At 59.6% G+C, this 23,398-nt stretch carries 21 protein-coding genes and 2 pseudogenes; 12 read left to right on the forward strand and 11 right to left on the reverse strand.

The window, feature by feature from the left end; translation table 11 throughout:
- The first annotated feature begins 2 nt into the window (after nucleotides 1–2).
- On the forward strand, nucleotides 3–1,475 hold the full coding sequence (locus CPA42_RS03290; protein WP_002515193.1) for a S8 family serine peptidase: 1,473 nt from the start codon (nucleotides 3–5) through the stop codon (nucleotides 1,473–1,475).
- A 79-nt stretch (nucleotides 1,476–1,554) separates the two neighbouring features.
- Here the strand turns inward: CPA42_RS03290 and CPA42_RS03295 are convergent, their stop codons facing one another.
- Genes CPA42_RS03295 through CPA42_RS03315 form a run of 5 tightly spaced genes read right to left on the reverse strand, consistent with a single transcriptional unit; the run spans nucleotide 1,555 to nucleotide 4,586 of the window.
- Nucleotides 1,555–1,770, reverse strand: coding sequence for an RNA-binding S4 domain-containing protein (locus CPA42_RS03295; RefSeq protein WP_002519206.1), 216 nt, complete (start codon nucleotides 1,768–1,770; stop codon nucleotides 1,555–1,557).
- A 45-nt stretch (nucleotides 1,771–1,815) separates the two neighbouring features.
- Complete coding sequence (locus tag CPA42_RS03300; RefSeq protein ID WP_002519205.1) at nucleotides 1,816–2,577, reverse strand: amino acid ABC transporter ATP-binding protein; 762 nt, start codon at nucleotides 2,575–2,577, stop codon at nucleotides 1,816–1,818.
- Between the two features lie 35 nt (nucleotides 2,578–2,612).
- Nucleotides 2,613–3,161 carry an amino acid ABC transporter permease gene (locus CPA42_RS03305; protein WP_002515178.1) on the reverse strand — a complete coding sequence of 183 codons (549 nt, stop codon included), beginning with the start codon at nucleotides 3,159–3,161 and terminating at the stop codon, nucleotides 2,613–2,615.
- 45 nt (nucleotides 3,162–3,206) lie between these two features.
- The gene (locus CPA42_RS03310; protein ID WP_002515165.1) at nucleotides 3,207–3,539 is read right to left on the reverse strand and encodes a hypothetical protein; all 333 of its coding nucleotides are present in this window, start codon (nucleotides 3,537–3,539) and stop codon (nucleotides 3,207–3,209) included.
- A gap of 48 nt (nucleotides 3,540–3,587) precedes the next feature.
- On the reverse strand, nucleotides 3,588–4,586 hold the full coding sequence (locus tag CPA42_RS03315; protein ID WP_002515112.1) for a LacI family DNA-binding transcriptional regulator: 999 nt from the start codon (nucleotides 4,584–4,586) through the stop codon (nucleotides 3,588–3,590).
- A gap of 216 nt (nucleotides 4,587–4,802) precedes the next feature.
- On the opposite strand from CPA42_RS03315, the gene CPA42_RS03320 reads away from it, so the two are divergent.
- The 7 genes and pseudogenes from CPA42_RS03320 (at nucleotide 4,803) to CPA42_RS03360 (ending at nucleotide 11,393) form a co-directional block, all read left to right on the forward strand.
- Nucleotides 4,803–6,023, forward strand: a complete 1,221-nt coding sequence (locus CPA42_RS03320) for an ABC transporter substrate-binding protein (protein ID WP_002515186.1) — start codon at nucleotides 4,803–4,805, stop codon at nucleotides 6,021–6,023.
- Nucleotides 6,024–6,110: 87 nt separating this feature from the next.
- Nucleotides 6,111–6,434, forward strand: coding sequence for a sugar ABC transporter permease (locus CPA42_RS03325; protein WP_002519201.1), 324 nt, complete (start codon nucleotides 6,111–6,113; stop codon nucleotides 6,432–6,434).
- A gap of 35 nt (nucleotides 6,435–6,469) precedes the next feature.
- Entirely contained in the window at nucleotides 6,470–6,955 is a 486-nt protein-coding gene (locus tag CPA42_RS03330; protein ID WP_002515127.1) for a carbohydrate ABC transporter permease, read from the forward strand.
- A gap of 69 nt (nucleotides 6,956–7,024) precedes the next feature.
- Nucleotides 7,025–7,873, forward strand: a complete 849-nt coding sequence (locus tag CPA42_RS03335) for a carbohydrate ABC transporter permease (protein WP_002519200.1) — start codon at nucleotides 7,025–7,027, stop codon at nucleotides 7,871–7,873.
- Between the two features lie 84 nt (nucleotides 7,874–7,957).
- Nucleotides 7,958–9,328 (forward strand): alpha-L-fucosidase, encoded by a 1,371-nt coding sequence (locus tag CPA42_RS03340; protein ID WP_002515131.1) that lies wholly within the window; start codon nucleotides 7,958–7,960, stop codon nucleotides 9,326–9,328.
- A 182-nt stretch (nucleotides 9,329–9,510) separates the two neighbouring features.
- Nucleotides 9,511–10,986: pseudogene (locus tag CPA42_RS13675) on the forward strand (hypothetical protein); the annotation flags it as partial.
- A pseudogene (locus CPA42_RS03360) lies at nucleotides 10,986–11,393 on the forward strand (class II aldolase/adducin family protein). The pseudogenes CPA42_RS13675 and CPA42_RS03360, both read left to right, overlap by 1 nt.
- On the opposite strand, the gene CPA42_RS03365 reads toward CPA42_RS03360, so the two are convergent.
- Nucleotides 11,356–11,778 carry a hypothetical protein gene (locus CPA42_RS03365; protein ID WP_002519198.1) on the reverse strand — a complete coding sequence of 141 codons (423 nt, stop codon included), beginning with the start codon at nucleotides 11,776–11,778 and terminating at the stop codon, nucleotides 11,356–11,358. The pseudogene CPA42_RS03360 and the gene CPA42_RS03365 sit on opposite strands and share 38 nt — an antisense overlap.
- 81 nt (nucleotides 11,779–11,859) lie before the next feature.
- On the opposite strand from CPA42_RS03365, the gene CPA42_RS03370 reads away from it, so the two are divergent.
- The 3 genes from CPA42_RS03370 (at nucleotide 11,860) to CPA42_RS03380 (ending at nucleotide 15,014) form a co-directional block, all read left to right on the forward strand.
- Nucleotides 11,860–12,543 carry an ABC transporter ATP-binding protein gene (locus CPA42_RS03370; protein WP_024513546.1) on the forward strand — a complete coding sequence of 228 codons (684 nt, stop codon included), beginning with the start codon at nucleotides 11,860–11,862 and terminating at the stop codon, nucleotides 12,541–12,543.
- Between the two features lie 68 nt (nucleotides 12,544–12,611).
- On the forward strand, nucleotides 12,612–14,714 hold the full coding sequence (locus CPA42_RS03375) for an ABC transporter permease family protein (RefSeq protein ID WP_002519196.1): 2,103 nt from the start codon (nucleotides 12,612–12,614) through the stop codon (nucleotides 14,712–14,714).
- A 21-nt stretch (nucleotides 14,715–14,735) separates the two neighbouring features.
- Nucleotides 14,736–15,014, forward strand: a complete 279-nt coding sequence (locus tag CPA42_RS03380) for a hypothetical protein (RefSeq protein WP_002519195.1) — start codon at nucleotides 14,736–14,738, stop codon at nucleotides 15,012–15,014.
- Nucleotides 15,015–15,071: 57 nt separating this feature from the next.
- Here the strand turns inward: CPA42_RS03380 and CPA42_RS03385 are convergent, their stop codons facing one another.
- The 5 genes from CPA42_RS03385 to CPA42_RS03405 all read right to left on the reverse strand — a co-directional run bounded on the left by CPA42_RS03385 (nucleotide 15,072) and on the right by CPA42_RS03405 (nucleotide 19,833).
- Nucleotides 15,072–15,926: a metal ABC transporter permease gene (locus CPA42_RS03385; protein ID WP_002515209.1), complete on the reverse strand. Its 855-nt coding sequence runs from the start codon at nucleotides 15,924–15,926 to the stop codon at nucleotides 15,072–15,074.
- A gap of 14 nt (nucleotides 15,927–15,940) precedes the next feature.
- Nucleotides 15,941–16,744 carry a metal ABC transporter ATP-binding protein gene (locus CPA42_RS03390; RefSeq protein ID WP_002519194.1) on the reverse strand — a complete coding sequence of 268 codons (804 nt, stop codon included), beginning with the start codon at nucleotides 16,742–16,744 and terminating at the stop codon, nucleotides 15,941–15,943.
- A 41-nt stretch (nucleotides 16,745–16,785) separates the two neighbouring features.
- Entirely contained in the window at nucleotides 16,786–17,703 is a 918-nt protein-coding gene (locus CPA42_RS03395) for a metal ABC transporter solute-binding protein, Zn/Mn family (RefSeq protein WP_002515119.1), read from the reverse strand.
- 118 nt (nucleotides 17,704–17,821) lie between these two features.
- Nucleotides 17,822–18,373, reverse strand: coding sequence for a cysteine hydrolase family protein (locus tag CPA42_RS03400; protein ID WP_002515200.1), 552 nt, complete (start codon nucleotides 18,371–18,373; stop codon nucleotides 17,822–17,824).
- On the reverse strand, nucleotides 18,370–19,833 hold the full coding sequence (locus CPA42_RS03405) for a purine-cytosine permease family protein (protein ID WP_002519192.1): 1,464 nt from the start codon (nucleotides 19,831–19,833) through the stop codon (nucleotides 18,370–18,372). The genes CPA42_RS03400 and CPA42_RS03405 overlap by 4 nt, the downstream gene beginning before the upstream one ends.
- An 89-nt stretch (nucleotides 19,834–19,922) precedes the next feature.
- Between CPA42_RS03405 and CPA42_RS03410 the strand changes: the two genes are divergently transcribed.
- Complete coding sequence (locus tag CPA42_RS03410; protein ID WP_002515153.1) at nucleotides 19,923–23,381, forward strand: bifunctional proline dehydrogenase/L-glutamate gamma-semialdehyde dehydrogenase; 3,459 nt, start codon at nucleotides 19,923–19,925, stop codon at nucleotides 23,379–23,381.
- Nucleotides 23,382–23,398: the final 17 nt, after the last annotated feature.

The following is a 23,398-nucleotide window of genomic DNA, read 5'->3' on the forward strand; positions in this document are numbered from 1 at the left end:
ATATGGCACTACGCCGTACGTTGACCTTGATGCTCTGTGCGATCACCGGCGCATCACTTGTCGCGACCGCAGTCCCCAGCAGCGCCGCTCCTGGCTTCACTATCTCACCGCTGCGCACTTCCGATTCTATACAGTCCACCAGCGGATTCGTCGTTCATCTTAAGGACCGTTCGGCCTCTGCCCAGCGCGTTAGGACCGCTCATGCCGCCTCCGCGATGCAGGCAACCAGCACGTCTCTGCGAGGGTTAGTGGATCGTGCTGCGAAGGTGCGAGGTGCCCACGTCACTGAGTCATTGGCGCGTGCCAACAACTCCATGTCGGTTCAGGTTTCTCAAGGGCTCAATGCTACGGCGGCTAAGGCTTTTGCATCTGAGATCGAACGCAACCCGGAGGTGGAATCCGTCGAGCCCGTCTTGCATATGACGATTAATGAGAACACCGGTGTCCATCCTGCTGCAGTGTCGTCGGCCCCGAACGACCAGTATTGGAACCGTCAATGGGGCCTGAATTCTGAGAACGGGATTGACGCTCCCGGCGCATGGGCAACCAACACAGGATCCGGAGTGACCGTGGCCGTCATCGACTCCGGCATCACCAAGCACCCGGATCTGGATGGCAAGGTCCTACCTGGCTACGACTTCATCTCTGATCGTTATGCCGCCGGCGATGGTAACGGTCGCGATTCGGATCCCTCCGATGAGGGCGATTGGACTCGTGCGGGGGCCTGCACCCGGCGTGACGTGCCGTCGTCGTGGCATGGGACCCACGTGGCGGGCATTATTGGCGCTGCGACCAACAATGCTAGGGGTGTCGCAGGAGCCGCCCCTGGCGCCAAGATCCTGCCGGTTCGAGCGCTAGGTCATTGCGGTGGGACCGACGTCGATATTGCCGACGGTATTACGTGGGCCTCTGGTGGCGAGGTTCCGGGTGTTCCCACTAACCACAACCCCGCTAAGGTCATTAATCTGAGCCTCGGCGGTCCGTCTAACTACTGCCCGATCACGTATCAGCGAGCCATTGATGCGGCCGTCTCTCGCGGATCCACCGTCGTTGTGGCAGCCGGTAACGAGGCGATGGACGTCCGTAAGTCGACACCCGGCAACTGCCGCAATGTGGTCGTTGTCGGAGCTACCGGTGAGACTGGTGCCCAGTCGTACTTCTCGAATTACGGTTCGACCGTTGACGTGTCCGCTCCTGGCGGTGACGACCGCACCGGTGACATGATCCTATCCACCCTGAATAACGGCGAAACGACTCCTGCGGCCCCGACCTACGGCTACATGGAGGGCACCTCCCAGGCTGCCCCGCACGTCTCCGCCGTTGTTGCTCTCATGATCGCGGCCAACCCGAACCTCACCCCCGCGAGGATCAAGGAAATCCTCAAACAGTCGGTGAACCCGGCTAAATGCAAGACCGGTTGCGGTACGGGCATTGTTGATGCCCGCAAGGCGGTCAAGGCTGCAAAATCGGCCTGATTGCTAGGATTCTGTCAATGATGAGTGACCTGGGCCATATGGTTCAGGCCACTCGTCACGTTGATAGGTATGCGCGGTATCACCAGGGGACGTCAGGCTCGGTGAGATCGACAGTCGCTGTGACGGTCTGCCCGCCGTTCGTGACCGTCACCTCGTCACCGGGGTGGAGCTGACGTCCCCGCCGGGTCTCCACCTCGCCATTGACGCTGACCATCCCCGATGCGATAAGTTCGCGGGCTTGCCCGCCAGTCTCGGCAAGGTTGGCGAACTTGAGATATTGGCCGAGCCTGATCATCTGGTCGTCATGCACACCGTCACTGTGTCATGACGACACGACATTTCATAGCACAGAATCGATAAACCCGCGTAGGCGGTTAGATTTCGGGTTACCAATGACCTGACTGGCGGAGCCAGTTTCGACGACGACTCCGTCATCCATAAACACGACGTGGTCGGCGACTTCGCGGGCAAATCCCATCTCGTGGGTAACAACGATCATCGTCATACCTTCGCCGGCAAGGTCCTTGAGGACGTTCAGCACTTCGCCGACGAGTTCGGGGTCAAGGGCCGAGGTAGGTTCGTCGAAGAGCATGAGTTCGGGCTTCATGGCCATAGCGCGAGCAATGGCGACCCGCTGTTGCTGGCCACCGGACAGCTCAGTGGGGTAGTGGTTAGCCCGATCAGCCATGCCGACACGGTCTAACAAAGACATGGCCAGCGGCTTCGCCTCTTCCTTGGTAAGTCCCGACACCTTGATGGGGGCCTCCATGACGTTGCCCAAGGCGGTCATATGAGGGAAGAGATTAAAACGTTGGAAGACCATGCCGACGCGAGCGCGCTGGGCGGCAATGCCTTTGTCAGAAAGCCTCTTGAGCCGGCCGTCGGGGAGCGGGTCGTGTTCGTAGCCCACACGTTGACCACCGACCCAGATTTCCCCGACTTCGAAGGTTTCCAGCTGATTGATGCACCGCAACAAGGTAGATTTTCCGGAGCCTGACGGGCCGATCAGGACGCAGACCTCACCAGGGGCGACGTCGAGGTCGATTCCTTTGAGGATGTGCAGGGGTCCAAACTCCTTGTGCAGCCCTGTGATGTGCACCATCGGTTCGGCGCTTGCAAATGCTTCGGCGGATGTGCTCACTGCTCGACCTCCAGGGCAATGTTCTTATACGTAGTTCCAGCCGCCTGGATGGCGGCCTGGCGGCGCAGCCGCTTCGACGAAGACCTCCCGTTGAATCCGCGACCGAAGTACTGCTCGAGGAAATGTTGCCCGATCATGAGGACACTCGTCATAACGAGGTACCAGCAGGCAGCGACGACGAGGAGGGGAATTGGAGCGTAGGTGCAGTTCGCGATGGCGCTGGTGGCATATTGCAGATCGAGAGTGAAGGGCAAAGCAAGAACTAGCGAGGTCGTCTTGAGCATGCCGATGGTCTCGTTGCCCGGCGGAGGGATGATGACTCGCATCGCCTGAGGAATAATAGTGCGTCGCATGATGAGGGACGGTTTCATGCCCAAGGCTTTGGCTGCTTCAGTCTGGCCGACGTCGACGGATTCCAAACCTGAGCGGGTGATTTCGGCCAGGTAGGCGCCCTCGTTGAGGCCCAGACCGATGATGGCGGCTGCTAGCGCTGTGACGGCCTTTTCTGTCTCGACGCTGGCGAATTGTAGATCTCCGAAGGGCACCCCAATGGAGAATGTGGGACTGCCTCATGATGGCCATGAGAAGTGCTACGGCGGTTCCGAGGGGCATTGCCGCGTCAGCAGGATGGTGTAACTGATACCAGTAATGATTTTGACCTCACGCAAGTACAGCCACACTACTGACCACTGATAGTTGGGTTCGTCACAAGACCCCGGACGAAGACCAGCGCTGTCGTAGCTGATGATGGTGGATCCGTCGGTGTCGATGACTGTGCGGGTGTGTAGTTGGCTGTGGCGCCGTTGTGGAGGGTGCCGGATTTTGATGTCGTTGGGAACTATCGTGGCGATGGTGGGGTCGTTGTTGAGCGACTTGATGATATTGGCATTGAGGGAGGGCTCGGTGTCGGAGTGACACCGCAAAATGCATCATTATACATAGCAGGATATAACTTCATATTGGAACGTCCTTTAGTGCCGGCGTGACGAGTGCCTCACCGCCAAAGTGGGGGAGAGCTGGCACGACTCCGGAGCCTCTCCAGCGATGAGGGCTTCCGCGGCCTCGACTGCTTGGCGTCCGAGTGCTTCGAAGTCCTGGACGACCGTGGTGAGGGATGGGGTCATCCAGCGAGCTTGAGGGATGTCGTCGAATCCCACAATGCCGATGTCGTCGGGGATCCTCACGCCATGAGTGAGGAATGTGTGACACATGCCAATGGCGATGTCATCGTTGCCAGCGAGAACCGCGTCGGGGAGATGTCCGGCGATAAGTTCTTCAGCCACGGCTGCCCCGGCTTCGGCTCCCCAGGAATTGGCTGGCATCCATGCAGGGTCGATGCCGACCTCTTTGCAGACGGCGATGTAGGAGGAAAGCCGTTCTGACGCGTCCTGCCATTCCAGGTCGCCAGGGACATGGAGAAGATTCCGGTAGCCCTGTTCGATGAGGTGTTTAGTGGCTAGACGGGCTCCCAGTGCTTGGTCGATCGCGACAATTGGTGACTCGGGGGAGTCGGGGTGCCCTGCGATGACAGAGACCAGCTTGTCGCCGTGGCGTTGCTGGGATGCGATGGCAACGGATTTGGCTCGTTGTGCCAGCAAGATGGTTGCCTGGACGCTGTAGCCGCGGAGTCGAGCCAGAGCGGCGCGTAGGGATTCCTCGTCATTCTCGATCGCGGTGTCGAGGACGAATGGGCGACTATGCTCCCGCAGTGTGCCTACCAGTGCGGTGAAGGTTGTGGACATGCCGTGAGTCAGACGGGTCGTCAGCAAGATTCCAACCGCCCGTGATCCGCCAGCTGCGAGGGCGCGGGCGGCGAGGTTTGGTTCATATCCGACGGTCTCGACGGCGGTCATGACCTTGGCTCTGGTCTCAGGTCGGACGAGTGGACTGTCGTTGAGCGCCCGGGAGACGGTTTGCGAGGAGACGCCGCATGCTTTGGCGACGTCGCTGAGGGTTGCTCTTGATGACATGGCGATTCACCTGGAGGTTGGGCGGGGCTGCTGAGCGACGTCGATCGGGTCGATCGACGATGATGCTCATTATTGCAAAAAGCACGGTTGAATGGTTCATGGAATTTTTTGCGCGCCTGTTTGTTTGCGCTCGCATTTGGTGCTACGCTCCCATTAACTCGACGATAGAAGTCGACGTCTACGCGCGTGGGCCACGTGTCCGTGGGTGGAAGACCAATGGAGGTCCTCATGTCAGATTCGTTGCCAATTTCGCGGCGCCGTGACCTCGGTCTGGGCGCTACGCTGGCTGCAGGTGTCGGACTGTCCGCGTGTGGGGAAGGTGGCGACAAGGGCGGCTCTGCTACGGCGAAGGCGTCGCAACTCAACCTGGACACGTTGTCGGGCGAGATCACCTTCCAGGCTCAGGGTCTGAAGGGAACCTTTGACGGGTTCTTCAACGACCTCATCAAGAAGTTCGAGAAAGAGCATTCCGGATGCACGATCAAGTGGACGGATCTGCCGGGCACTGACGACTTCGACACCACGATGGTGACTCAGGCGTCCAATGGCACGATGGCTGACGTCGTCAATATGCCGTCCTCGACCATCATGGCTCTGTCGAGGGCTGATTACCTGCTCGATATCGAGACTTCGGTGCCCGGTATCGGCGACAAGTTCGTCCCGGACGTCTGGGGCAAACTCAAACTCGGCAAGGACAACGAGCACACCGCTCTGCCCTGGTACTTCGGCCCGTTCGTCGTGACGTACAACAAGGACATTTTCAAGGATGTTGGCCTCGATCCCGAAATCCCGCCGAAGACGATGACCGAGTACCTCGACTTCGCCAAGAAAATCACCGCTGCCGGCAAGCAGGCGGTCTATGGCAACACGTCGTGGTACATGCTCGCGGAATGGCGTGCCCTCGGCGTCAAGGTCATGAATGACGACTTCACCAAGTTCACTTTTGCCTCGGAATCCAACGCGTTACTCTGGCTGACGACGATGGCCGACATGTATGCCAAGGGGGAATTTCGAAGGACTCGATTGCCGGGGGCCTCCATCGGTCCAAGGTCTACGGTGAAGGATCCCTGGCTTTCGGCACGCCGAATGCGTCCTTTCTTCGCAACATCCAAAAGAATGCCGCCCAGGCATATGCCCGTACCGGTGTTGGCCCAGAGCCTCTCAATGACGGCATCAAGCCGCTGTTTTCCGGGCAATACATCGCGATCTCGAAGAAGACCAAGAACGCTTCGCTCGCGGCCGCTTTCGCAGAGTGGATCACCGGTGTGGAGCAGGGCAAGGATGCCTTCGCTCAGGCTCGCGCCATCTGCGCCAAGGAAGCGACCAAGGCTGAGGCCTACATGCCTGACTTCTATGTCACGCATGGCGTCAGCGCCGCGTTGGCTGACAATGTCAACCTTGCCATTATGGGTGATTCCAAGCCGCAGGATGCCCTGAACACTGCTCAGGACAAGATGAACAAGATGCTGGCGAAGCTCCCTTGGTGACGTCATCCTTGGTGGGAGGGGGCACGGTCGCCCCTCCGTGTCCGGACCAGGAATTCACCCCCGCTCACATACGAAAAGGTTCTTCATGTCTCGTCCTCGAGGTTCACGGCGTTCGGGTGGTCACCGCCATGGACGCATACAGGCTGTGAATGGATCAGCACGATTCCGAAAACCATGGGTGCCGTATCTGTGGGTCGGGGTCCCGCTACTTCTCGTTATCTACTTCTACGTGTATCCGTTCTTCAATACGCTCAGGCTTTCCTTTACTGATACGACTCCGTTGGGAGAGGGGGAAACTGGGTCGGTTTTGGAAATTACGGAAAAATCTTCGCAGACGACGCATTATGGAATGCTGTTCTGAACTCAATCGTCTACGCGATTATCGTCGTCCCGTTAATGACAATGCTTCCCCTGATCCTCGGTGTTTTTGTCAAAGAGCATGTCCCCGGTATTGGCATTTTTCGTACTCTCTTCTACCTGTCGGCCATCTCATCTCTGGTGGTCATCGCATTGGCGTGGAGTGCGATCCTCAAGGACAACGGTCTGGTCAACAACTTCCTCGTTGGCTCCGGCGTGATCAACTCCCCGGTGCCGTTCCTCACTGGGCGCTGGTGGTTGATCATCTCGTCGTGCCTCATAACCCTGTGGTCTGGAGTTCCCTACTACATGCTGATGTATCTGACAGCGCTGGCGAATATCGACAAGCTCCTCTACGAGGCCGCAGTCATCGATGGTGCAGGCGCTGTGAAGTCCTTCTTTACGGTCACCGTCCCCGGCATGAAGATTATGATGGCCCTTGTCTCAATCCTCTCGATGATCGGCTGCCGCCGTCTTCCTCTTCGTCATGACCGTTGGTTTCATCATTATCGGTCAGGTTTTTAACCGTCGCTCTGGTGAGAAGTGATACCGGTGACCACATCCACTGTTTTTCCTGCGAGTTCGGCACTGTGCGTGCGCAAACGCTCCATCAACAAGTCCAAATTCCATGGTTGGGGTCTCTTCAGACACTACATCGCCCTACTCGTGGTCTTTGTCGTCCTCGTGAGCCCGGTGTTTCTCCCACTGCTGGGAGCCTTCAAGAGCTCCGGAGATCCGATCTACGGAAAGGGAGCCACGGCATTCCCGCAGCACTGGTCCCTCAACGCGTTCGGTGAGCTGTTCCGTACTACTGACATCGTGAGGTACATCGCCAACTTGTTCGCGGTGTGCGGCCTCAACATCGTCTCTGCCCTGGTCTTCTCCTCGGTCTGTGGCTACATGCTCTCCCGCAAGGGATGGCCGGGTCGAGGCGTGGTGACGGCCGTTGCCCTGTCAGCTCTGATCTTCCCCTTTGAATCGATCATGCTGTCGTTGTACTCGCAGGTCCGTTCCTTCGGGTTCTACGACACCATCATCGGTATCTGGCCTCCAGGCATGATCGGACCCTTCCATGTGCTCCTCATGCGGGCCGCATTCCTCGGTATCCCGGATGAGATCGAGGACGCCGCCTATATCGACGGTGCGGGTGAAGTGCGAAGGTTCTTCACCATCTTCCTGCCACAGGTCAAGGGATCCCTCGTCGTCGGCCTGACAGCCTTCATCTTCGCGTGGCAGGACTATCTGTGGCCGCTGCTCATCACTCAGTCCTCCTCGAACTACACGATGATGATCGGTATCGCGCAGCTGCAGTCCTCATTCGGAACGGACTACCGAATCGTGCTCGCTGGCGCCATTACTGCCGTGATCCCCATCTTCTTGGTGTTCTTAGCCTCCCAGCGCTACTTCTTCCGTGGCATCGAGGAAGGCGGACTGAAATTCTGAGCTGTGCCACCCTCACCCATCCACACAACGCACTTATGACATTTGGGACTCCCATGCCTTTCCCCCGACACAAGGAAGTGAACCATGACCGACAATGCTGATCTCGATCCCGCAGAGCTGGAGGCAGCCGGCGCTCTCGGAGGGTCTGAGGACCCCGGATACCAATGGCCGACCGACCCCCTGGTCGTCAAGAACCTCAAGCACTGGCAGGACCTCACCTTCGGCGTTATCGTCCACTGGGGTATCTACTCCGCCATTGGTCAGGGAGGGTCATGGTCCCTGCATCGCGACGACCTGGGTTGGTTTACCGACAAGGCGCCCCAATTCCCGGGTGACCCGAACGATGACGCCGGTTACCAGGACTGGTATTACGATCAGGCCAAGACCTTTCGGGGCGAGGACTTTGACGCTTCCGAATGGGCCCATGCCTGTGCTGACGCCGGAATGACGTACTGCGTTTTCACGTCGAAGCACCACGATGGGTTCTGCATGTACGACTCGGGGTACACCAACCTCAAGGCGACGTCAGAGTCGTCCGGTCTGCGTCGGGACATCCTGCGCGAGGTCGTCGATGCCTTCCGGGGCGCAGGACTGGAAACTGGTGCATATTTCTCCAAAGCCGATTGGTCGCATGCCTGCTACTGGGACCGTTCCAAGCGGATCCATGATCGTTTTCACAATTACGACCTTGAAGCCCAGCCCGAGCGCTGGCAGCGGTTCGTTGATTTCACCATGGACCAGATCACCGAGATCCTTTCCAATTACGGTCCGATGAACGTGTTGTGGCTTGATGCCGGTTGGGTTAGTACGCCTGAGGAACCTATTGGTATCGATGACATTGCCACTCGTGCGCGCGAAATACAGCCGGGAATCATCGTCGTCGATCGAGCGGTGCATGGCCCCCACGAGAATTATCGGACTCCGGAACAAGAGATTCCGGAGGATATCCTTGACTATCCGTGGGAAGCCTGCCTGACGCTGACGAAGGAATGGTGCTCCCTGTCGCCGGACGATCCGGCCAAGCCGACGAGCTTGATCATTGCGAACCTCATCAAGATCGTCTCGCGAGGCGGGAATTACCTGCTCGGTATTGGCCCTGACGCCACGGGCCACATGCCCGATTCGGTCCGTCGAGGACTCCGGGAGATCGGCGGGTGGATGGACGTCTGTGGGGAGGGGATCATGGCTGCTCGTCCTGCTGATCCCGAAATTTCCGCTCAGGGCGACAACCTCGAGTGGTATCTCACGGCGAAGGATTCCCACCTGTTCGCCTGGGGCGTCGCCAATGAGGATGTCGTCGGTGCGGATCGCCTCGTCGTTGAAGGCGAGTACCGCCAGGCCCGTGTTCTTGGCGGACCTGTCCTCGAAACCCAGACCCGTGACGGTCGCACCGTCATCGAGGTTCCCGCTTCTCCTACCCAGTACGCAATCGGACTGGAGCTCATCGAGCACTGAGCAGTGCGATCTCGTCCTCATCACATATCTGGAAGGTTTTCCATGCTTTGACGCCCCTGACATCGACGTCAAGACCCGCTCTCTGAACTCTGCCATCGGAATGCGACTTCTCATCGACGGACGCCGTCGTGGTGTGCGCTCGAGGCTATGGGTGTCTGTGCGGATCTCACCGTCACCGCCTCGTGGGACTGCATCGCCGAAATCCTCGTCCTGACTCCGGACATTCCGCACGCGAGGGGGTTCAACGCCACTGAACGTTCTGGAGCCGTCACCGTGGCTGCGGCCATGGCGGCCTACACACAGCTGGGTATTCTGGCCTTCGCCATCTACGGTCATGATGTTCAGAATGCCGACGACGCCCTCACTGACGACGTCTCGGCCCGGATTCTCAGCTTCGGACGAGCCGCCCTGGCAGTCGGGCTCATGAGAGTCCGGAGCTACTTGGCGATGGGCACCGTGTCGATGGGCATTGCCGGATGTCATGTCCCTGAGCAGGCCCTTCAGGATTACTTGGGCATGCGCAGCCAGTACATCGACATGGTGGAACTCGGCCGCAGGATCACCGCGGGTATCTATGACCACGTTGAGTGGAAGTGGGCGATGGCATGGGTCTCAGCATCGGTGAGGACCGAAATCCGGCTGACAAGCAGCACAGCGATGCTGACAAGCGTGAACAGCTGGAGTATTCGGTCAAGATGGTGCTGGTTGCCCGAGACCTCATGAACGGCAATTTGCGTCTGGCCGACATGGGATTCAAGGAAGAGGCCGGTGGTTACGACGCCATCGCCGCCGGCTTCCAGGGCAAGCGTCAGTGGACTGATGGCAAGCTGAACGGCGACGTCATGGAAACCCTGCTCAACACCAGCTTCGACTCGGATGGACTGCGTCAGCCCCAGGTCTTTGCCACCGAGGGAGATGCCCTCAACGGGATAGCGATGCTGCTCGGCAGCCTCCTCACTCAGCGTCCTCAGTTCTTTAGCGATGTCCGTACCTATTGGAGCCCGGAGGCCGTTCGCCGCGTCACCGGTCATGAGCTGACCGGTCGTGCCGCTGGTGGTTTCGTCGATTTCAGGAATTCCGGCGCGAGCACTCTCAACGCGACAGAATGCGAGGCCGAGGCGGACGGCACTCCCGTCATCAAGCACTGGTGGGATCTCACCGAGGACGACATCCAGGCCGATCTCGCTGCGACGACCTTCCACTCGGCGACCCAGGAGTACTTCCCGGGCGGCGGATTCTCGACCCACTTCACGACGGTGGGGGACACGACGGTGACAGCGGTTCGTATGAACATGGTCGCTGGAGTTGGACCGACCCTGCAGATTGTCGAGGGACGGACGCTCCCGGACGAGGGGACAGACACCATCGTTGAGCGGGCGGACCCGACGTGGCCGACAACGTTCTTCGTGTCGCGCATTCCCTCGAGCGGAGCCTTCAGTAGCGTTTATGACTGGATGGATAAGTGGGGAGCTAACCACACCTCGACGGGGTACAGCCATATCGGCGCTGACGTTCTCACCCTGGCAGCCATGCTGCGCATCCCGGTCTCGATGCACAACATTGAGACCAAGGACATCTTCCGTCCGCGTACCTGGTCCTCGTCGGAACCGTCGTCGAACCGCCGTGCGAGGGATACCGACCGACGAGTGAGGCCCTCATGAACTTGGCCCAGTATCGGGCCAATCCCAGCATTAGCGGAGCAGTTCACGCTCACCCTGTGTACGCCATGGTGATGGCTATTCGAGAGTGAGCTCTAACCGAACAGCTCATGCCGGAATCCTCGATTGTCATGCCCGAGGTGCCGCTGGCTGATTACGCCACCCCGTCGACACCGGGTGTTGTTGAAGCGACGTCGAAGTACGCAAAGACTCACACCGTCTGCCTCATGGAATACCACGGAGCGTTCACCTGGGGACCTGACGTCTGGGCCGCGTACATGGCCATGGAGCGTCTCGAGTACACGGCGCAGATCACCTACCTACTCGAGCGTCGCGACGGACTGCGGGAACTGCCCGATGACGAGATCGTCAAACTGGTGTCGATGCGACCGCAATACGGGTTGTGATCAGACGCCGGTGTGCGGCGGACCGCAACCGTTGTCGTCGATCGAGGCCGAGGTGCCCGGAGCAGCAGTCGTCGGAGCCGGGGCCTCGGGAGCAGTGGTGGCCGGGGCCGTCGGAGTCGTTCGACAGCGTGACGGTGGCCCCCACCGAGGTTATTGCGATCCTCTCGGAGGTGTTGCCGGACGGATCAGCGGTCCATGCCAGCTTGGTGACGTCGAGGTACAGCTCACCGATTGCGGGCTTGACGCCATTCGGCTCGGTGGCCAACACCGGAGCGACCCCGGTGTACACCTCGACGACATAGCGCGCCAGTTCACCGGGCCCAGGTGACACGACATAACGTATAAGTATGCATAACATGGCATAAATCCAAGTTGGGGCGCGCATGTGGGAGCATTGGGATGGCGGTCATGGTTTAGCGAATTACCACCTGATGATTGCTTTGAACCTCGACGGATTGGCTACCCCATGCTCAACCGGCACTCCTTGATATGTCACAACGTGGTCATGCAGTTCCCCCACGCGGGCCGACCCGCATTGGACGGTGTCTCGCTGGTCATGCCTGCGGGATCAGTGAACGTGGTCGTCGGTGCTTCTGGTTCGGGTAAGTCAACATTGTTGATGTGCCTTGCCGGTTTGGAGGCGCCGACGAGAGGGCGGGTCGCACATGGCGATGTGGATGTATACGGGCTAGATGACAGGCGGCGTGCGGCGTGGCGGTTGCAAACGATCGGCCTGGTGTTTCAGAACTCTGAACTGGTTCCCGAGCTCACATTGCGTGACAACATTGCCCTGCCTCTTGAGCTTCTTGGCACTGGGCGCCGGGACGCACTGAAGCGCGCCGACCACCTTGCCGAGATCCTTGACCTGAGCGAGAGCAACAAGCGGAGGCCCAGCGAGGTGTCGGGAGGCCAGGCACAGCGTGCTGCCGTGGGTCGTGCCCTGGCACACCGTCCGGCGGTCGTTCTGGCCGACGAACCTACTGGCGCTTTGGACACCACGAACCGCCATGCCGTAATCGACTTGCTAGACGAACTGGTTCGCGCCGAGGGTTCCACTTTGGTGATGGTTACCCATGATGAACACACGTTGCCGGGAAATGCTCGGATCATTCGTTTGGCCGATGGGCGGATCGTGGGGGACGCGTCGTGAAAGGTGTGCGTCTGGCGTTGCGATTGAGCCGTGGGGCGGGTCGTCATGAGCGGGTGCGATCGTTGGTCATGATTGTCGGTGTGGCCTTGGCCACACTCGGGTTAGCGGTGGGTGTCACCCTGCCTCGCGTCACCGCTCAGCAGCAGGAAGTGCGTGACGCGCGTACCCCCATCCTTGCTCCGGATGAGCCTGCTGACGGGCATACCGGTTTCAAGGTGCAGGAATTACAGGTCGACGGTACGCCCTGGACGAGTTTCGTGGTGAACCACCCTGCTGACCGCCTACCCCCAGGACTAAAGCACTGGCCCCAACCTGGTCACACCATCGTGTCCCCGCGTCTGAAGTCGTTGATGGACGCCGGGGTCGTGAACATCTCTAGCTTAGGCACAATCGATCCGGTGGTGGTGGATCGGGCTGCTTTGGCTTCACCCGATGAACTGTTCTCGATTACGACCACCTCCGATCAGGCTGGTTGCCGCGAGCTGAAGGCCTTCGGCTTGACCAGAATCGGTGATTCTGGGGTGTCGTCGCGTACCGTGTGGATCGAGGTGATCGGACTGGTGGCGCTGCCGGCAGCCGTGTTGTTGTGGACGTCACTGAGCCTATCGGCTGCCTCGCGCCGCGACAGGTTCATGACGTTGGTGCGCATGGGATGCGACCCCGACTGGTGTGGCCAGGTCTTCGCCGTCGAGGTTTCTGGGACCGCTGGCCTAGGCGCTCTGCTCGGGTTGGCACTGTTCATTCCCGTTCAAAACGCCCATGGATCGAGTGGGACGCTCGGGTTAACGTGGTGGCCCTGGCAGGCGAGGCTGAGATGGCCTGAGTGGCTCATCATCGTCGTCATCATGGTGATCGCGAGTGGCTGGTTGGCCCGTCGCGCCCTGCGAAGGCTGCTGGCTTCACGCCGCCCCCCGCGCCGCCGTGCCCGGCTTGGGACAGTGCGTCATCTGCTCGGGATCGTTGGTCTTCTCCTCGTGGTGGCTGCGATCGGTCTGGAGGGCTGGATCTGCCTGACGATGGCACTCGCCCACGACGGCCAGCGCCTGGGGGACCACGCCGCTGGATACATCATGGGCGCAGCGGTGTTTGGAACTCTCGGTGCCGTCATGTCAGCCCACCTCATCATCGTATGGTGTGCCGGCCGTGAACAGCTGAGACTGCCCACCCGTCTTGGGTTGACCCTGGCTCGGGCTCACTATCTAGATTCCGCTGCGATGGTGATCGCATTGACGATTATGGTCGGTCTAGCTGGATTTGGATCGGGATTCCTCGTTTCTGGCACCCACGATACTGCGGGGGACCCCCACCACGTCCTCGTCCAGGTCCCCTTCACCGACCGGACCGCCACCGAACAGCAAGCCCTCTGGCGCGTCACCCGGCCCCGACGTATGATCTACACGGCTACCGACGGTCGTACCCTCGTCGCGGCCTCCTGCGCTGACTTGGCCGCCTTCGATCCCTATCCGCGATCCTGTCCCAGGACGCCGGCAACGAGGCGAGACGCGTCATCGACATGGACCTTTGGCCACGATAAACACACCACGGTTCGTACCATCAAGCCCGTCAGCCGCCTACCCGTCACCTATGACGATGACGCCCTCCTCGCTCGCAACGATCCGAGACTGGCAGGTCTCACACCAGACATCCTGGAGTTCACCGCAGACTCCACAACTGGCGACCTCGATCGGCTTGTGGATCAACTCCACGGAGCTGCGCCGTCCTATGCGGCCTACGCCGGGGCCGAAAATCCCGACACTCTACAGGCGTTTATCCAACAGCAGGGAATCGTGCGTAGCGGCCTGGCGGCCGGATTCCTGCTGATCCTAGTAGCATGTACTGCAGCTTTTGTCGAATTGCGCTGGGGAATGCGGCGTACCATTGCCGTTCAACAAGCCGTGGGTACTCCCGCCCGTATCCTGCGAAGATCCTTCTTGATGCAGATGATCGTCACGATTCTGCCAGCCCAGACGATGTCACTGGTGGTTGGAGTTCTGGCTGGCTGGGCGATCAATGCCGCGATCGGATCGACCGACGCGAATCAATCCTTCGACCCCACCATTGCGGCGCTACCCGTCACTATGTGGGCGGTCAGTGTGCTTGCCATTATGGTCACTGCGTTTGCGACTGGTGCGCCTCGTTTTCAGCTATCGGCTGTGAGGGATACCACGTAGACAAGGAGCGATAGCCATGCGGTGCTCAAACTCCAGTACGGGGCAATTGCTGGTTGCCTGACGGAAGCGAAGGCGTCACGGTGTGAGAAGTGCCGGATGGCTTCGGGTGTGAAGCAGGGGGAGCCGTCAGCTGGCAACACCGTTCATCGGGGTGCCGTCCCTAATGACCTGATTAGTGCCGCCATTGTTGCGGCGGACTTTGACGATCTCGAACTTTACCGGCTTGATATAGCAATGCATGAATCATCTTCTCGACGGAATACCGTGCCAGCTCACTGCGTTCAGGTGACGACATCGTGACGCCGAGATGGCAACATCCTGTCGGCAAGTGGTGTCGACGGGACTGTTGTAGGGATATCAGACGATTCGGCGGCTCCAGCCACGGCGCTGACGAATAGCTCCCAACCCTAGACACACGAGGTAAATGAGGAAGCTTACCGTCGTTACGTAGGGGCTAATAGGCAAGCCTGGCCCCAACGACAGCATGATTCCTCCGACGGCAGAGACCGTTGCAAACACGATAGATAGCAACGACATCGCCAATGGATGGGCCGTTACTTTGGCAGCAGCGGCCGTCGGAGTGATGAGCAGACTCAGTACCAGCAGGGCACCGACAAGCTGTACTGCCATAGCTGTAGTGAGGCCGAGCAGCAGCATGAAAACAATCGATAGGAACCGCATTGGGACCCCGCGCGCCTTGGCGGCTTCAGGATCCACTGAGGCGAAGAATAATGGTCTCCAGATAATACCCAGACACACTGCTACGAAGATCGCTACGACGACGAGGGTGCTCAATTCCGTGGTATCCACTGCGACGATCTGTCCTGTAAGTAGGCCGAATTTATTGGACGACCTGCCTTTGTACAGGCTCAAGAAGAGCACACCAATTCCCATGCCGAAAGGCAGCATGATGCCGATAGAGGCATTGCGTTCTGCTGCTTTGACACCCAGTAGTCCCAGGATGAGGGCAGCTACGAGGGATCCGACGACGGCGCCTTTGGTCACCGATGCTCCGAAGAACAGGGCCACCGCAGCACCTGCGAAGGAAAGCTCCGACGTGCCGTGGATAGCGAAGGCTAGATCTCGAGCATGGATCATCGGGCCGATAAGGCCTGCAAGCACACCGAGGATGATCCCGGCAATGATCGATCCGCGGACTAGCGGCACCAATTGGCTGAAGCTGTCGAAATTGATAATTGTGGAGAAAACCATGTCAGCCCATTTCCTCAGATTCGTCGGCCCGGGGCATGCAGGTGGGTCGAGCGCTCTTCGTCAGCAAGGACAATGATGCGATTACCGCGATGGAACACCTCGACGTGGGACCCATACATTTCGCTGAGAACGTCCGATCGCAGCACCTCGTCGGGAGTGCCAACGCGAACCTTGCCGCCCGCGACGTAGACCACCCGGTCGACGTAGGGCAGCACGGGGTTGATCTCGTGGGTGACGAAGAGCACCCCGAGGTTGCGGGTCCGGCGCGCATTGTCGATGAGTCGGGTGACCTCTTGCTGGTGGCGCAGGTCGAGGCTGGACAGCGGTTCGTCACACAGCAACAACTGAGGATTAGTAACGAGCGCCTGGGCGATACGCAATCTCTGCTGCTCACCACCCGACATCATCGTCAGCGGCGCATTAGCGAAGGCTGTGGCGCCGACTGAGGCGATGGCTTCGTCAATACGGCGCCGCCGCGACCGGCTAAACCAGCCGAACCCCCACTTGTGCCCGTCAATTCCCATCCCGACGAGGTCGCGCCCACGGATGGGAGCAGTCGTCTCGAGGGATCGTTGCTGAGGGACGTAGCCGATATGGGTCGAACCGCGGCGCACCGGACGGCCAGCGACCATAGCGGTCCCGGCCGTTAGCGGAATCTGCCCTAACAGGACTCGTAACAGGGTGGTCTTACCCACCCCGTTGGGGCCCAGAACGGCGATAAATTCGCCGGGTTCGACAATGAGATTGAGTCCCGACCACAGCACCCGGTTCCCGAAGGCGACCTTGGCGTCGGTGAGCCTGGCAGGCTCGATCCTCATCGTCGTCCCGGCGGTGTCAGAATGATGTGATGTCACGAGTGTCAAGCTAAGCCCTTGTCGATGGAGTCGATGGCCTTGCCAATGAAGTCTGGGTAGTTGTCGACGCCCTCCGGGAAGGTCTCCCAGACGCCGACCTCGTGGACGTTTGCTTTACTGGCAGCCTTCTGGAGGGCCTTGGTGACGTCGTCGCTGGTTTGGCCGTTGACGAGAAGGATGGAAGCTTTCTTCTGGGTCAGCAGGTCGGTGGTCTCGTGAACGACCTTGGTGGATGGACCGGCCTCAGTTTCAGACTGTTCGACGAACTCGTCAGGGGTGATGTTCTTGATCTTCATGTCCTCAAGTAAGTAGCCGGCTACCGGCTCGGTGGCGATAGCGGTGCTATGTGGATGCTTTTTACCGACCTTGGTGGCACGGGCCTTGAGGTCGGTGAGCTTGGACTCGAAGTCCTTGAGGTTGGTTTCGAAGGTGGACTTGTTATCCGGCGAGGTCTTGACCAAATCAGACTCAACGACCTTGGCCACCTTGCGAACGCTATCGATCGAGTAGAAGACATGTTCGTTGAATTCCTTGTCGCCGGGTTTCTTGAGGCCAGAGGTCTCGACAGCGTCAATGAAGTCCGCCTGGGGACTGGTGCTCTTCACGAGTTTGGTAGCCCAGTCGTCATAGCCGCCGCCGTTAGTAATGGCGATCTTGGCTTTCGAGAAGGCGAGCTTGTCCTTGGCGGTGGCTTCGTAGTCGTGCGGGTCCTGATCGGGGCTGTCGATGATGGAGTGCACATTGACCTTGTCCCCGCCGATCGCCTGGGCGACCGAGCCCCAGACGTTAGTCGAAGCGACGACGTCAACCTTGTCAGAACTGGCGGACGGGCCGGATCCCGAGTCCGGCCCGGAGTTGGAGCAGCCTGCCATTGCCAGAGCACAGGCGCTGAGAGTGGCAATGGCCAGAAGATGTCGATGCATGTGTGATGGTCCCTTTCCAGTACGCAAGTGATAACCATTGTCGTATTCATGAAGCGCATCGGCAAGTCAGGGCGTCCAAAGAAGCCAGGATGACCAAGAAAATCGGTTATCTACAGCCTTAGGCGAGGGTCGCAAGGACTTGCGAACTGGTCACGACGTCGATCTGAGGGGAATACAGATCCATGACGGTCAAGGCCGCCTCGTGGTTATCCGGTGCGGATCCGGCGCAGGCGTCAGACACAACTTTTACCCAAGCCCCAGCATCGGCGGCGGCCAAGGCTGTCGTGATGACGCAACAGTCGGTCGAAACGCCGGCTAGCAGGAGGTGGGGGTGTTCACCGGTCACGGCTGACAGCTGAGATCCCCACTTGCCGAAGGTGGCGACATCGATCGTCGGTCGTTCTGCCCATGGCTGAGCTTCATCGACAAGGTCGAATATCGGGTCATTTGCGGGACGGTCTGCAAAGGTCCAGCGGTCGAAGTAGTCACACCAAGATCCACAGCGAGTAGCCGTGGGAATCCAGCGCGTCACGATGGTTCGGCCATGGAAGGCAGCGACCATGCGATCTATCGGGTCGATGATAGTGGGGAAGGCAGGAGAGCCCCACGGGGACGTGGGGGACGCGAAGATTGTCTGGGGGTCAATGACAATTAGCCACGTCTGGCTCATCGTGACTCCTGACGACGCACGGTGCCGCGCCGGGCGATGAGGGTAACAACATAGCCGAGGACGAGGGCCCCGAATACTCCAAGGTTGGCGTGGGCCCAATCACCTTCACGCCCACCCAATCCAATGGGCCCAAGCAGAAATCCCTGCCAGTCGTTCCAATTGACGCCCTCGTAGGTGTTGACGACCAATCCCCACCCGATGACGGTCACGATGACGAAGGTGATGATTGAGATGGGGTCGAAATGACCGTAGCGCCCAGAGCCATTGAAGAGATCGGCCTCGTCGTAGGGACGGCGGCGCAGGGTGATATCGACCATCATGATGCCGGTCCATCCTGAGAGCGGCACACCCAGCGTCACCAAGAAGGACTGGAAGGGGGAGATAAAGTTCGGAGCCACGAAGACGACGTACAGGGTCCCGATGGTGAGAATCGTCCCGTCAATGAGAGAAGCTGCTGGGCGTGGGACTCGGATTCCCAGGGTGAGCAAGGTGAGTCCAGACGAATAGATGCCGTTGATGGCACCGGCCAACAGGGAGAGGATCGCAGCCAACAAGAACGGGATGAGGAACCACGTCGGCAGGATGGTTGCTAGCGCGCCAATGGGATCGGCCCCAATGGCGTCGGATAGATTTTTTGAGGATGCAGCTAAGAGCAATCCACCGGTAATGAGGATGACGAGCGGCAAAGAGGCCCCAAAGACATTCCAGAAGGCGATGGCGAACCCGGGAGATGTGCGCGACTGGTAACGTGACCAGTCGGCAGCGATATTCGTCCAGCCCAGCCCGGTGCCAGTCATGATGAGGGTGAGCGTGCCGACGAAGGCTGGGAAGGATGCCGCAGGCAAAGATGTTGCGGCGTGCCAGTCGATATGGCTGACCGCCATCACTAGATAAATCACGGTAAGGATACCGGTAATCCAGGTCAAAACGGCCTGCAACTTCATGATGATGTGATAACCAGCCACAGCACCGCCGACAATGAGAAAGGCCACGATGATAGTGGCGCAGATCTTGACCGAGTTCCCGGAGCTCCAGCCCAGTCGGCGGAAGATCGTCGTCGTCGCTAAGACGGCTGTAATAGCGAGAGATGTTTCCCAACCAATCGAGGTCATCCAGGAGATGACCCCAAGGATCTTGTTGCCCTGGGTACCAAAGGCTGCCCGAGACAGCACCATCGTTGGTGCGGAGCCGCGTTTACCGGCGATCGCGATAATGCCGCAGAACCCGAAAGAGACGATGACGCCGACGAGGGTGGCGGCTATCGCCTGCCAGAAGGACACCCCGAATCCCAACATGAAGGCTCCATAGCTCATGCCAAAGACCGAGACATTTGAGGCGAACCAGGGAAGGAAAAGGTCCTGGGGCCGTGCGGTGCGCTGTGATTCTTTGACGATCTCGATTCCGGTTGTCTCGATGCCCTTGTGCGTCGTCGCATTCGTTTTGGTGGCGGTCTGCGTCATGAGCTGTCCTCTCGAGGTATTCGCAGCGATATTCTTACATCGTTGGGCTGTGTACGTGCGTTGTTGTCTGCTCGGGCTACAGTCATGTCATGAGCATCGACGCTGATACTTGGGGCTCCCCATCCCCACGCCCTGCTGACCTGGCTGACGAGGCGGTTGACCAAGTCCACACCTGGTTACGAGATGCCAACGGTGCATCGAAGCGACGGACAGATCGTGCACAGATCGCTGCGGGATTGCTCTCCGACGTGCTGTCCCACCCGGCTGGTCTGCCTTTCACTCTGGCCTTTATAGATCGGGTTGTCCGCCCTGAGGACGCTCGCACCGCAGCGGCGAATCTTGCGGAACTGGCAAAGGTGGATTGTTCTTTTCTGCCTGCTGCACTGCAGGTGGCGGTGCGGGCAGGCGGACGAATGGCCCCCGTAGCTCCTAACGTCGTCGTCCCAGCTGCACGCCATGCCTTGCGGCAGCTGGTGGGCCATCTCGTCGTTGATGCGCGACCGGCACAGTTGACTCGCACCCTCAAAGCACTGCGGAGTGCGGGTGTCAGGCTTAACCTCAACCTCCTGGGCGAAGCTGTGTTGGGCGATCGCGAGGCGGCATCCCGCCTCGAAGGGACGATGGCTCTACTGGCCCGCGAGGATGTTGACTACGTCTCGATCAAGATTTCGGCTGTCGTCAACCAGCTCGACTTATGGGCTCACAAGGCGACGGTCGACGAGGTCGTTGAGCAGCTGCTGCCGCTGTACCACTTGGCTGAGAACTCCCCGAAGCCGAAGTTCATCAACCTCGACATGGAGGAATATCACGACCTTGATCTGACAATGGAAGTCTTCCAGAAGCTCCTTGACCGCCCCGAATTGCGTCATGTGGAGGCTGGCATTGTCCTTCAGGCCTACCTGCCCGACTCGCTGTCCGCTCTGCAAGGTCTTGTTGAGTGGGCTGACCGTCGTACCGCTGCCGGTGGGGCGGGGATCAAAGTGCGGTTGGTCAAGGGCGCCAATCTCGCGATGGAGAAGGTAGATGCCGAGATTCACGGGTGGCAGCAGACCCCGTGGCCTTCCAAACTTGCCACTGACACCAACTACAAACGAATTCTGGACTGGGCGCTGACTCCCGAACGTACCCATTCGGTGCGGTATGGCGTCGCTGGCCACAATCTCTTTGACATTGCACTGACGAAGCTGCTTTGTGAGCATCGTGGGGTTCGCGACCGGGTCGAATTCGAGATGCTGCTCGGCATGGCTCCTGACCAGGTTGAACGCATCGGAGCTGATGTTGGTGGGCTGCTGCTCTACACGCCGGTTGTCGATCCTGCCCACTTTGATGTGGCGATCAGCTATCTGGTACGTCGGCTAGAAGAGAATGCTGCTAGTGAAAACTTCATGTCGGCTATTTTTCAGCTCGGCCACGATTCCCAACTTTTCGCTCGCGAAGAGGCGAGGCTCCGCACTGCAGTGGCTGGGATTACTCGAGAAGTGCCGAAGCCTCGTCGTGAGCAAGAGCCTGATCGGGCGCCGGATCTTTCCAATGGGTTTGTCCAGTCCACTGACTCTGATCCCTCTCTGCCCAATATCCGCGTCTGGGCCGGTGAGGTTGCCGAGAAGATGAAGGGCTGTGAGCTGGGGGAGTCCACCCTGGCAAACAACCACCTCGACACCATTGCCGAGGTTAATGCCGTCATTGCCACCGCCCTTGAGGCTCAACACTCCTGGGCTGGGCGTGGCGGGAACGCACGTGCCGAAATACTGCGCACGGTGACGCACGCTTTCGCTACTCGCCGGGGCGACCTTTTGGCAGTGGCCGGTGCTGAGACCGGCAAGATCCTGGCCGAAGGTGACGTCGAGGTTTCTGAGGCTATCGACTTTGCTGCTTGGTATGTCGACCGAGCCGAGGAGCTCGAGGGCGTCGACGGTGCCCAGTTTGTGCCGCCACGAGTGACCGTCGTCACCCCGCCGTGGAACTTCGCCCTGTCTATTACCGCCGGATCCACCCTTGCCGCTCTGGCCGCCGGATCGTCAGTACTACTCAAGCCCGCTCCACAGGCCCGCCACTGTGCTGCCGTCATCTCTGAATGCCTGTGGGAGGCTGGGATCCCGCGGGACGTTCTGCAGCTCGTCGATGTTGAGGAAAATGAGGCTGGTAAACACCTGGTGAGCCACCCCGAGGTCGATCGGGTCATCCTCACGGGAGCTTGGGAAACGGCCAAGCTGTTCCGGTCGTGGCGTCATGACCTGCCAGTGCTGGCCGAGACTAGTGGCAAGAACTCCATTATCGTCACAGAGAACGCTGACTACGACTTGGCCGCAGCCGACATCATCAAGTCGGCTTTCGGCAATGCCGGACAGAAGTGCTCGGCAGCATCGCTCATTATCCTGGTGGGTCAGGCCTATCGGTCTCAGCGATTGCGCCACCAGATCCTTGACGCCGCCTCCTCAATTCGGGTGGGATCGCCGTCGGACCTGCGCTCCCAGATGGGTCCGCTTGCCGAGCCCGCCAGCGGCAAATTGCTCGATGGTTTGACGAAGCTTGACCCGGGCCAGGAATGGGCCCTGGAACCGGTGCGCATCGACGAGGAAGGCCGGTACTGGTCTCCCGGCGTGCGCAGTGGCATCAAACCGGGGGATCCGTACCACCTCACTGAGTACTTCGGCCCGATTACCGGAATTATGTACGCTCCTGACTTAGCCACCGCTATCGCGTATCAGAACGGCACCGCTTTCGGTTTGACGGCCGGCCTGCACTCTCTGGACCCCGCCGAGATCGAGTTCTGGGCCGAGAGGGCCAATGCTGGAAACCTCTACGTCAACCGGAGCATCACGGGAGCCATCGTCGGTCGCCAACCCTTCGGTGGTTGGAAGCGTTCAGCGGTCGGTCCAGGTGCCAAGGCCGGTGGCTACCACTATTTACAGGTGTTGGGGACTTGGCGTCGAGCTGAGGTGTCGGCCCCGACTCCGGCAGACCGTCCCTGTGCTCTGGTCGAGCAGTTCGTCGGCCACATCGAGGGGTTGGTTACTCGTGACGAGCGTGCCTGGCTTCTTGACGCGGTCGCCCGCGATGCTCGCGAGTGGGATGAGTGGTTTGGACGTTCTATCGACGTTGGCGGGCTGGAAAAAGAGCGCAACATCTTGAGGTATCGCCCGGCCTCGACACAGGTAAGAGGCTGTGCTGACGCCAAACTGGTTGATGTCGCTCGCGTTGTTGCTGCGGGACTCCTGGCTGCCGGCGACAATATCTCGGTGTGCCTGGACCCGAGTCTTGGCGAAGGGTTGGGCCGGGCGTTGCGTTCGGTCGGTGTGGCCGTCACCACTGCTAGCGACGAGGACTGGTACGCCAGCCTAGGGGCTAGCCGAGTACGGCTCGTCGGTGGTAATCCCTCCCGCGCTGCCGATGAGGCTGACGGTGATCCCGATTTAGCCTTGTGGGCCAACGAGGTCACCAGTGCCCCACAGGTTGAACTTCTACCTTTCCTGCGAGAGCAGTCGGTCTCGATGACAGCGCACCGATTCGGCAACCCGGATGCTGGGGTCCTCTCGGTGAGATTGTGAGGCGGCAGTCGCTGCGT

Origin of the sequence: Cutibacterium acnes (assembly GCF_003030305.1) — a bacterium.
Taxonomy (GTDB): domain Bacteria; phylum Actinomycetota; class Actinomycetes; order Propionibacteriales; family Propionibacteriaceae; genus Cutibacterium; species Cutibacterium acnes.

Excerpts from the sequence above, each read along its gene's own strand:
- CPA42_RS03385 (WP_002515209.1), bottom strand. The coding sequence starts at position 15,926 with ATGGTTTTCTCCACAATTATCAATTTCGACAGCTTCAGCCAATTGGTG.
- CPA42_RS03290 (WP_002515193.1), top strand. The coding sequence starts at position 3 with ATGGCACTACGCCGTACGTTGACCTTGATGCTCTGTGCGATCACCGGC.
- CPA42_RS03390 (WP_002519194.1), bottom strand. The coding sequence starts at position 16,744 with ATGAGGATCGAGCCTGCCAGGCTCACCGACGCCAAGGTCGCCTTCGGG.
- CPA42_RS03410 (WP_002515153.1), top strand. The coding sequence starts at position 19,923 with ATGAGCATCGACGCTGATACTTGGGGCTCCCCATCCCCACGCCCTGCT.
- CPA42_RS03400 (WP_002515200.1), bottom strand. The coding sequence starts at position 18,373 with ATGAGCCAGACGTGGCTAATTGTCATTGACCCCCAGACAATCTTCGCG.
- CPA42_RS03370 (WP_024513546.1), top strand. The coding sequence starts at position 11,860 with ATGCTCAACCGGCACTCCTTGATATGTCACAACGTGGTCATGCAGTTC.
- CPA42_RS03340 (WP_002515131.1), top strand. The coding sequence starts at position 7,958 with ATGACCGACAATGCTGATCTCGATCCCGCAGAGCTGGAGGCAGCCGGC.
- CPA42_RS03320 (WP_002515186.1), top strand. The coding sequence starts at position 4,803 with ATGGAGGTCCTCATGTCAGATTCGTTGCCAATTTCGCGGCGCCGTGAC.
- CPA42_RS03300 (WP_002519205.1), bottom strand. The coding sequence starts at position 2,577 with ATGGTGCACATCACAGGGCTGCACAAGGAGTTTGGACCCCTGCACATC.
- CPA42_RS03375 (WP_002519196.1), top strand. The coding sequence starts at position 12,612 with ATGATTGTCGGTGTGGCCTTGGCCACACTCGGGTTAGCGGTGGGTGTC.
- CPA42_RS03295 (WP_002519206.1), bottom strand. The coding sequence starts at position 1,770 with ATGATCAGGCTCGGCCAATATCTCAAGTTCGCCAACCTTGCCGAGACT.
- CPA42_RS03330 (WP_002515127.1), top strand. The coding sequence starts at position 6,470 with ATGACAATGCTTCCCCTGATCCTCGGTGTTTTTGTCAAAGAGCATGTC.
- CPA42_RS03405 (WP_002519192.1), bottom strand. The coding sequence starts at position 19,833 with ATGACGCAGACCGCCACCAAAACGAATGCGACGACGCACAAGGGCATC.
- CPA42_RS03395 (WP_002515119.1), bottom strand. The coding sequence starts at position 17,703 with ATGCATCGACATCTTCTGGCCATTGCCACTCTCAGCGCCTGTGCTCTG.
- CPA42_RS03315 (WP_002515112.1), bottom strand. The coding sequence starts at position 4,586 with ATGTCATCAAGAGCAACCCTCAGCGACGTCGCCAAAGCATGCGGCGTC.
- CPA42_RS03365 (WP_002519198.1), bottom strand. The coding sequence starts at position 11,778 with ATGCGCGCCCCAACTTGGATTTATGCCATGTTATGCATACTTATACGT.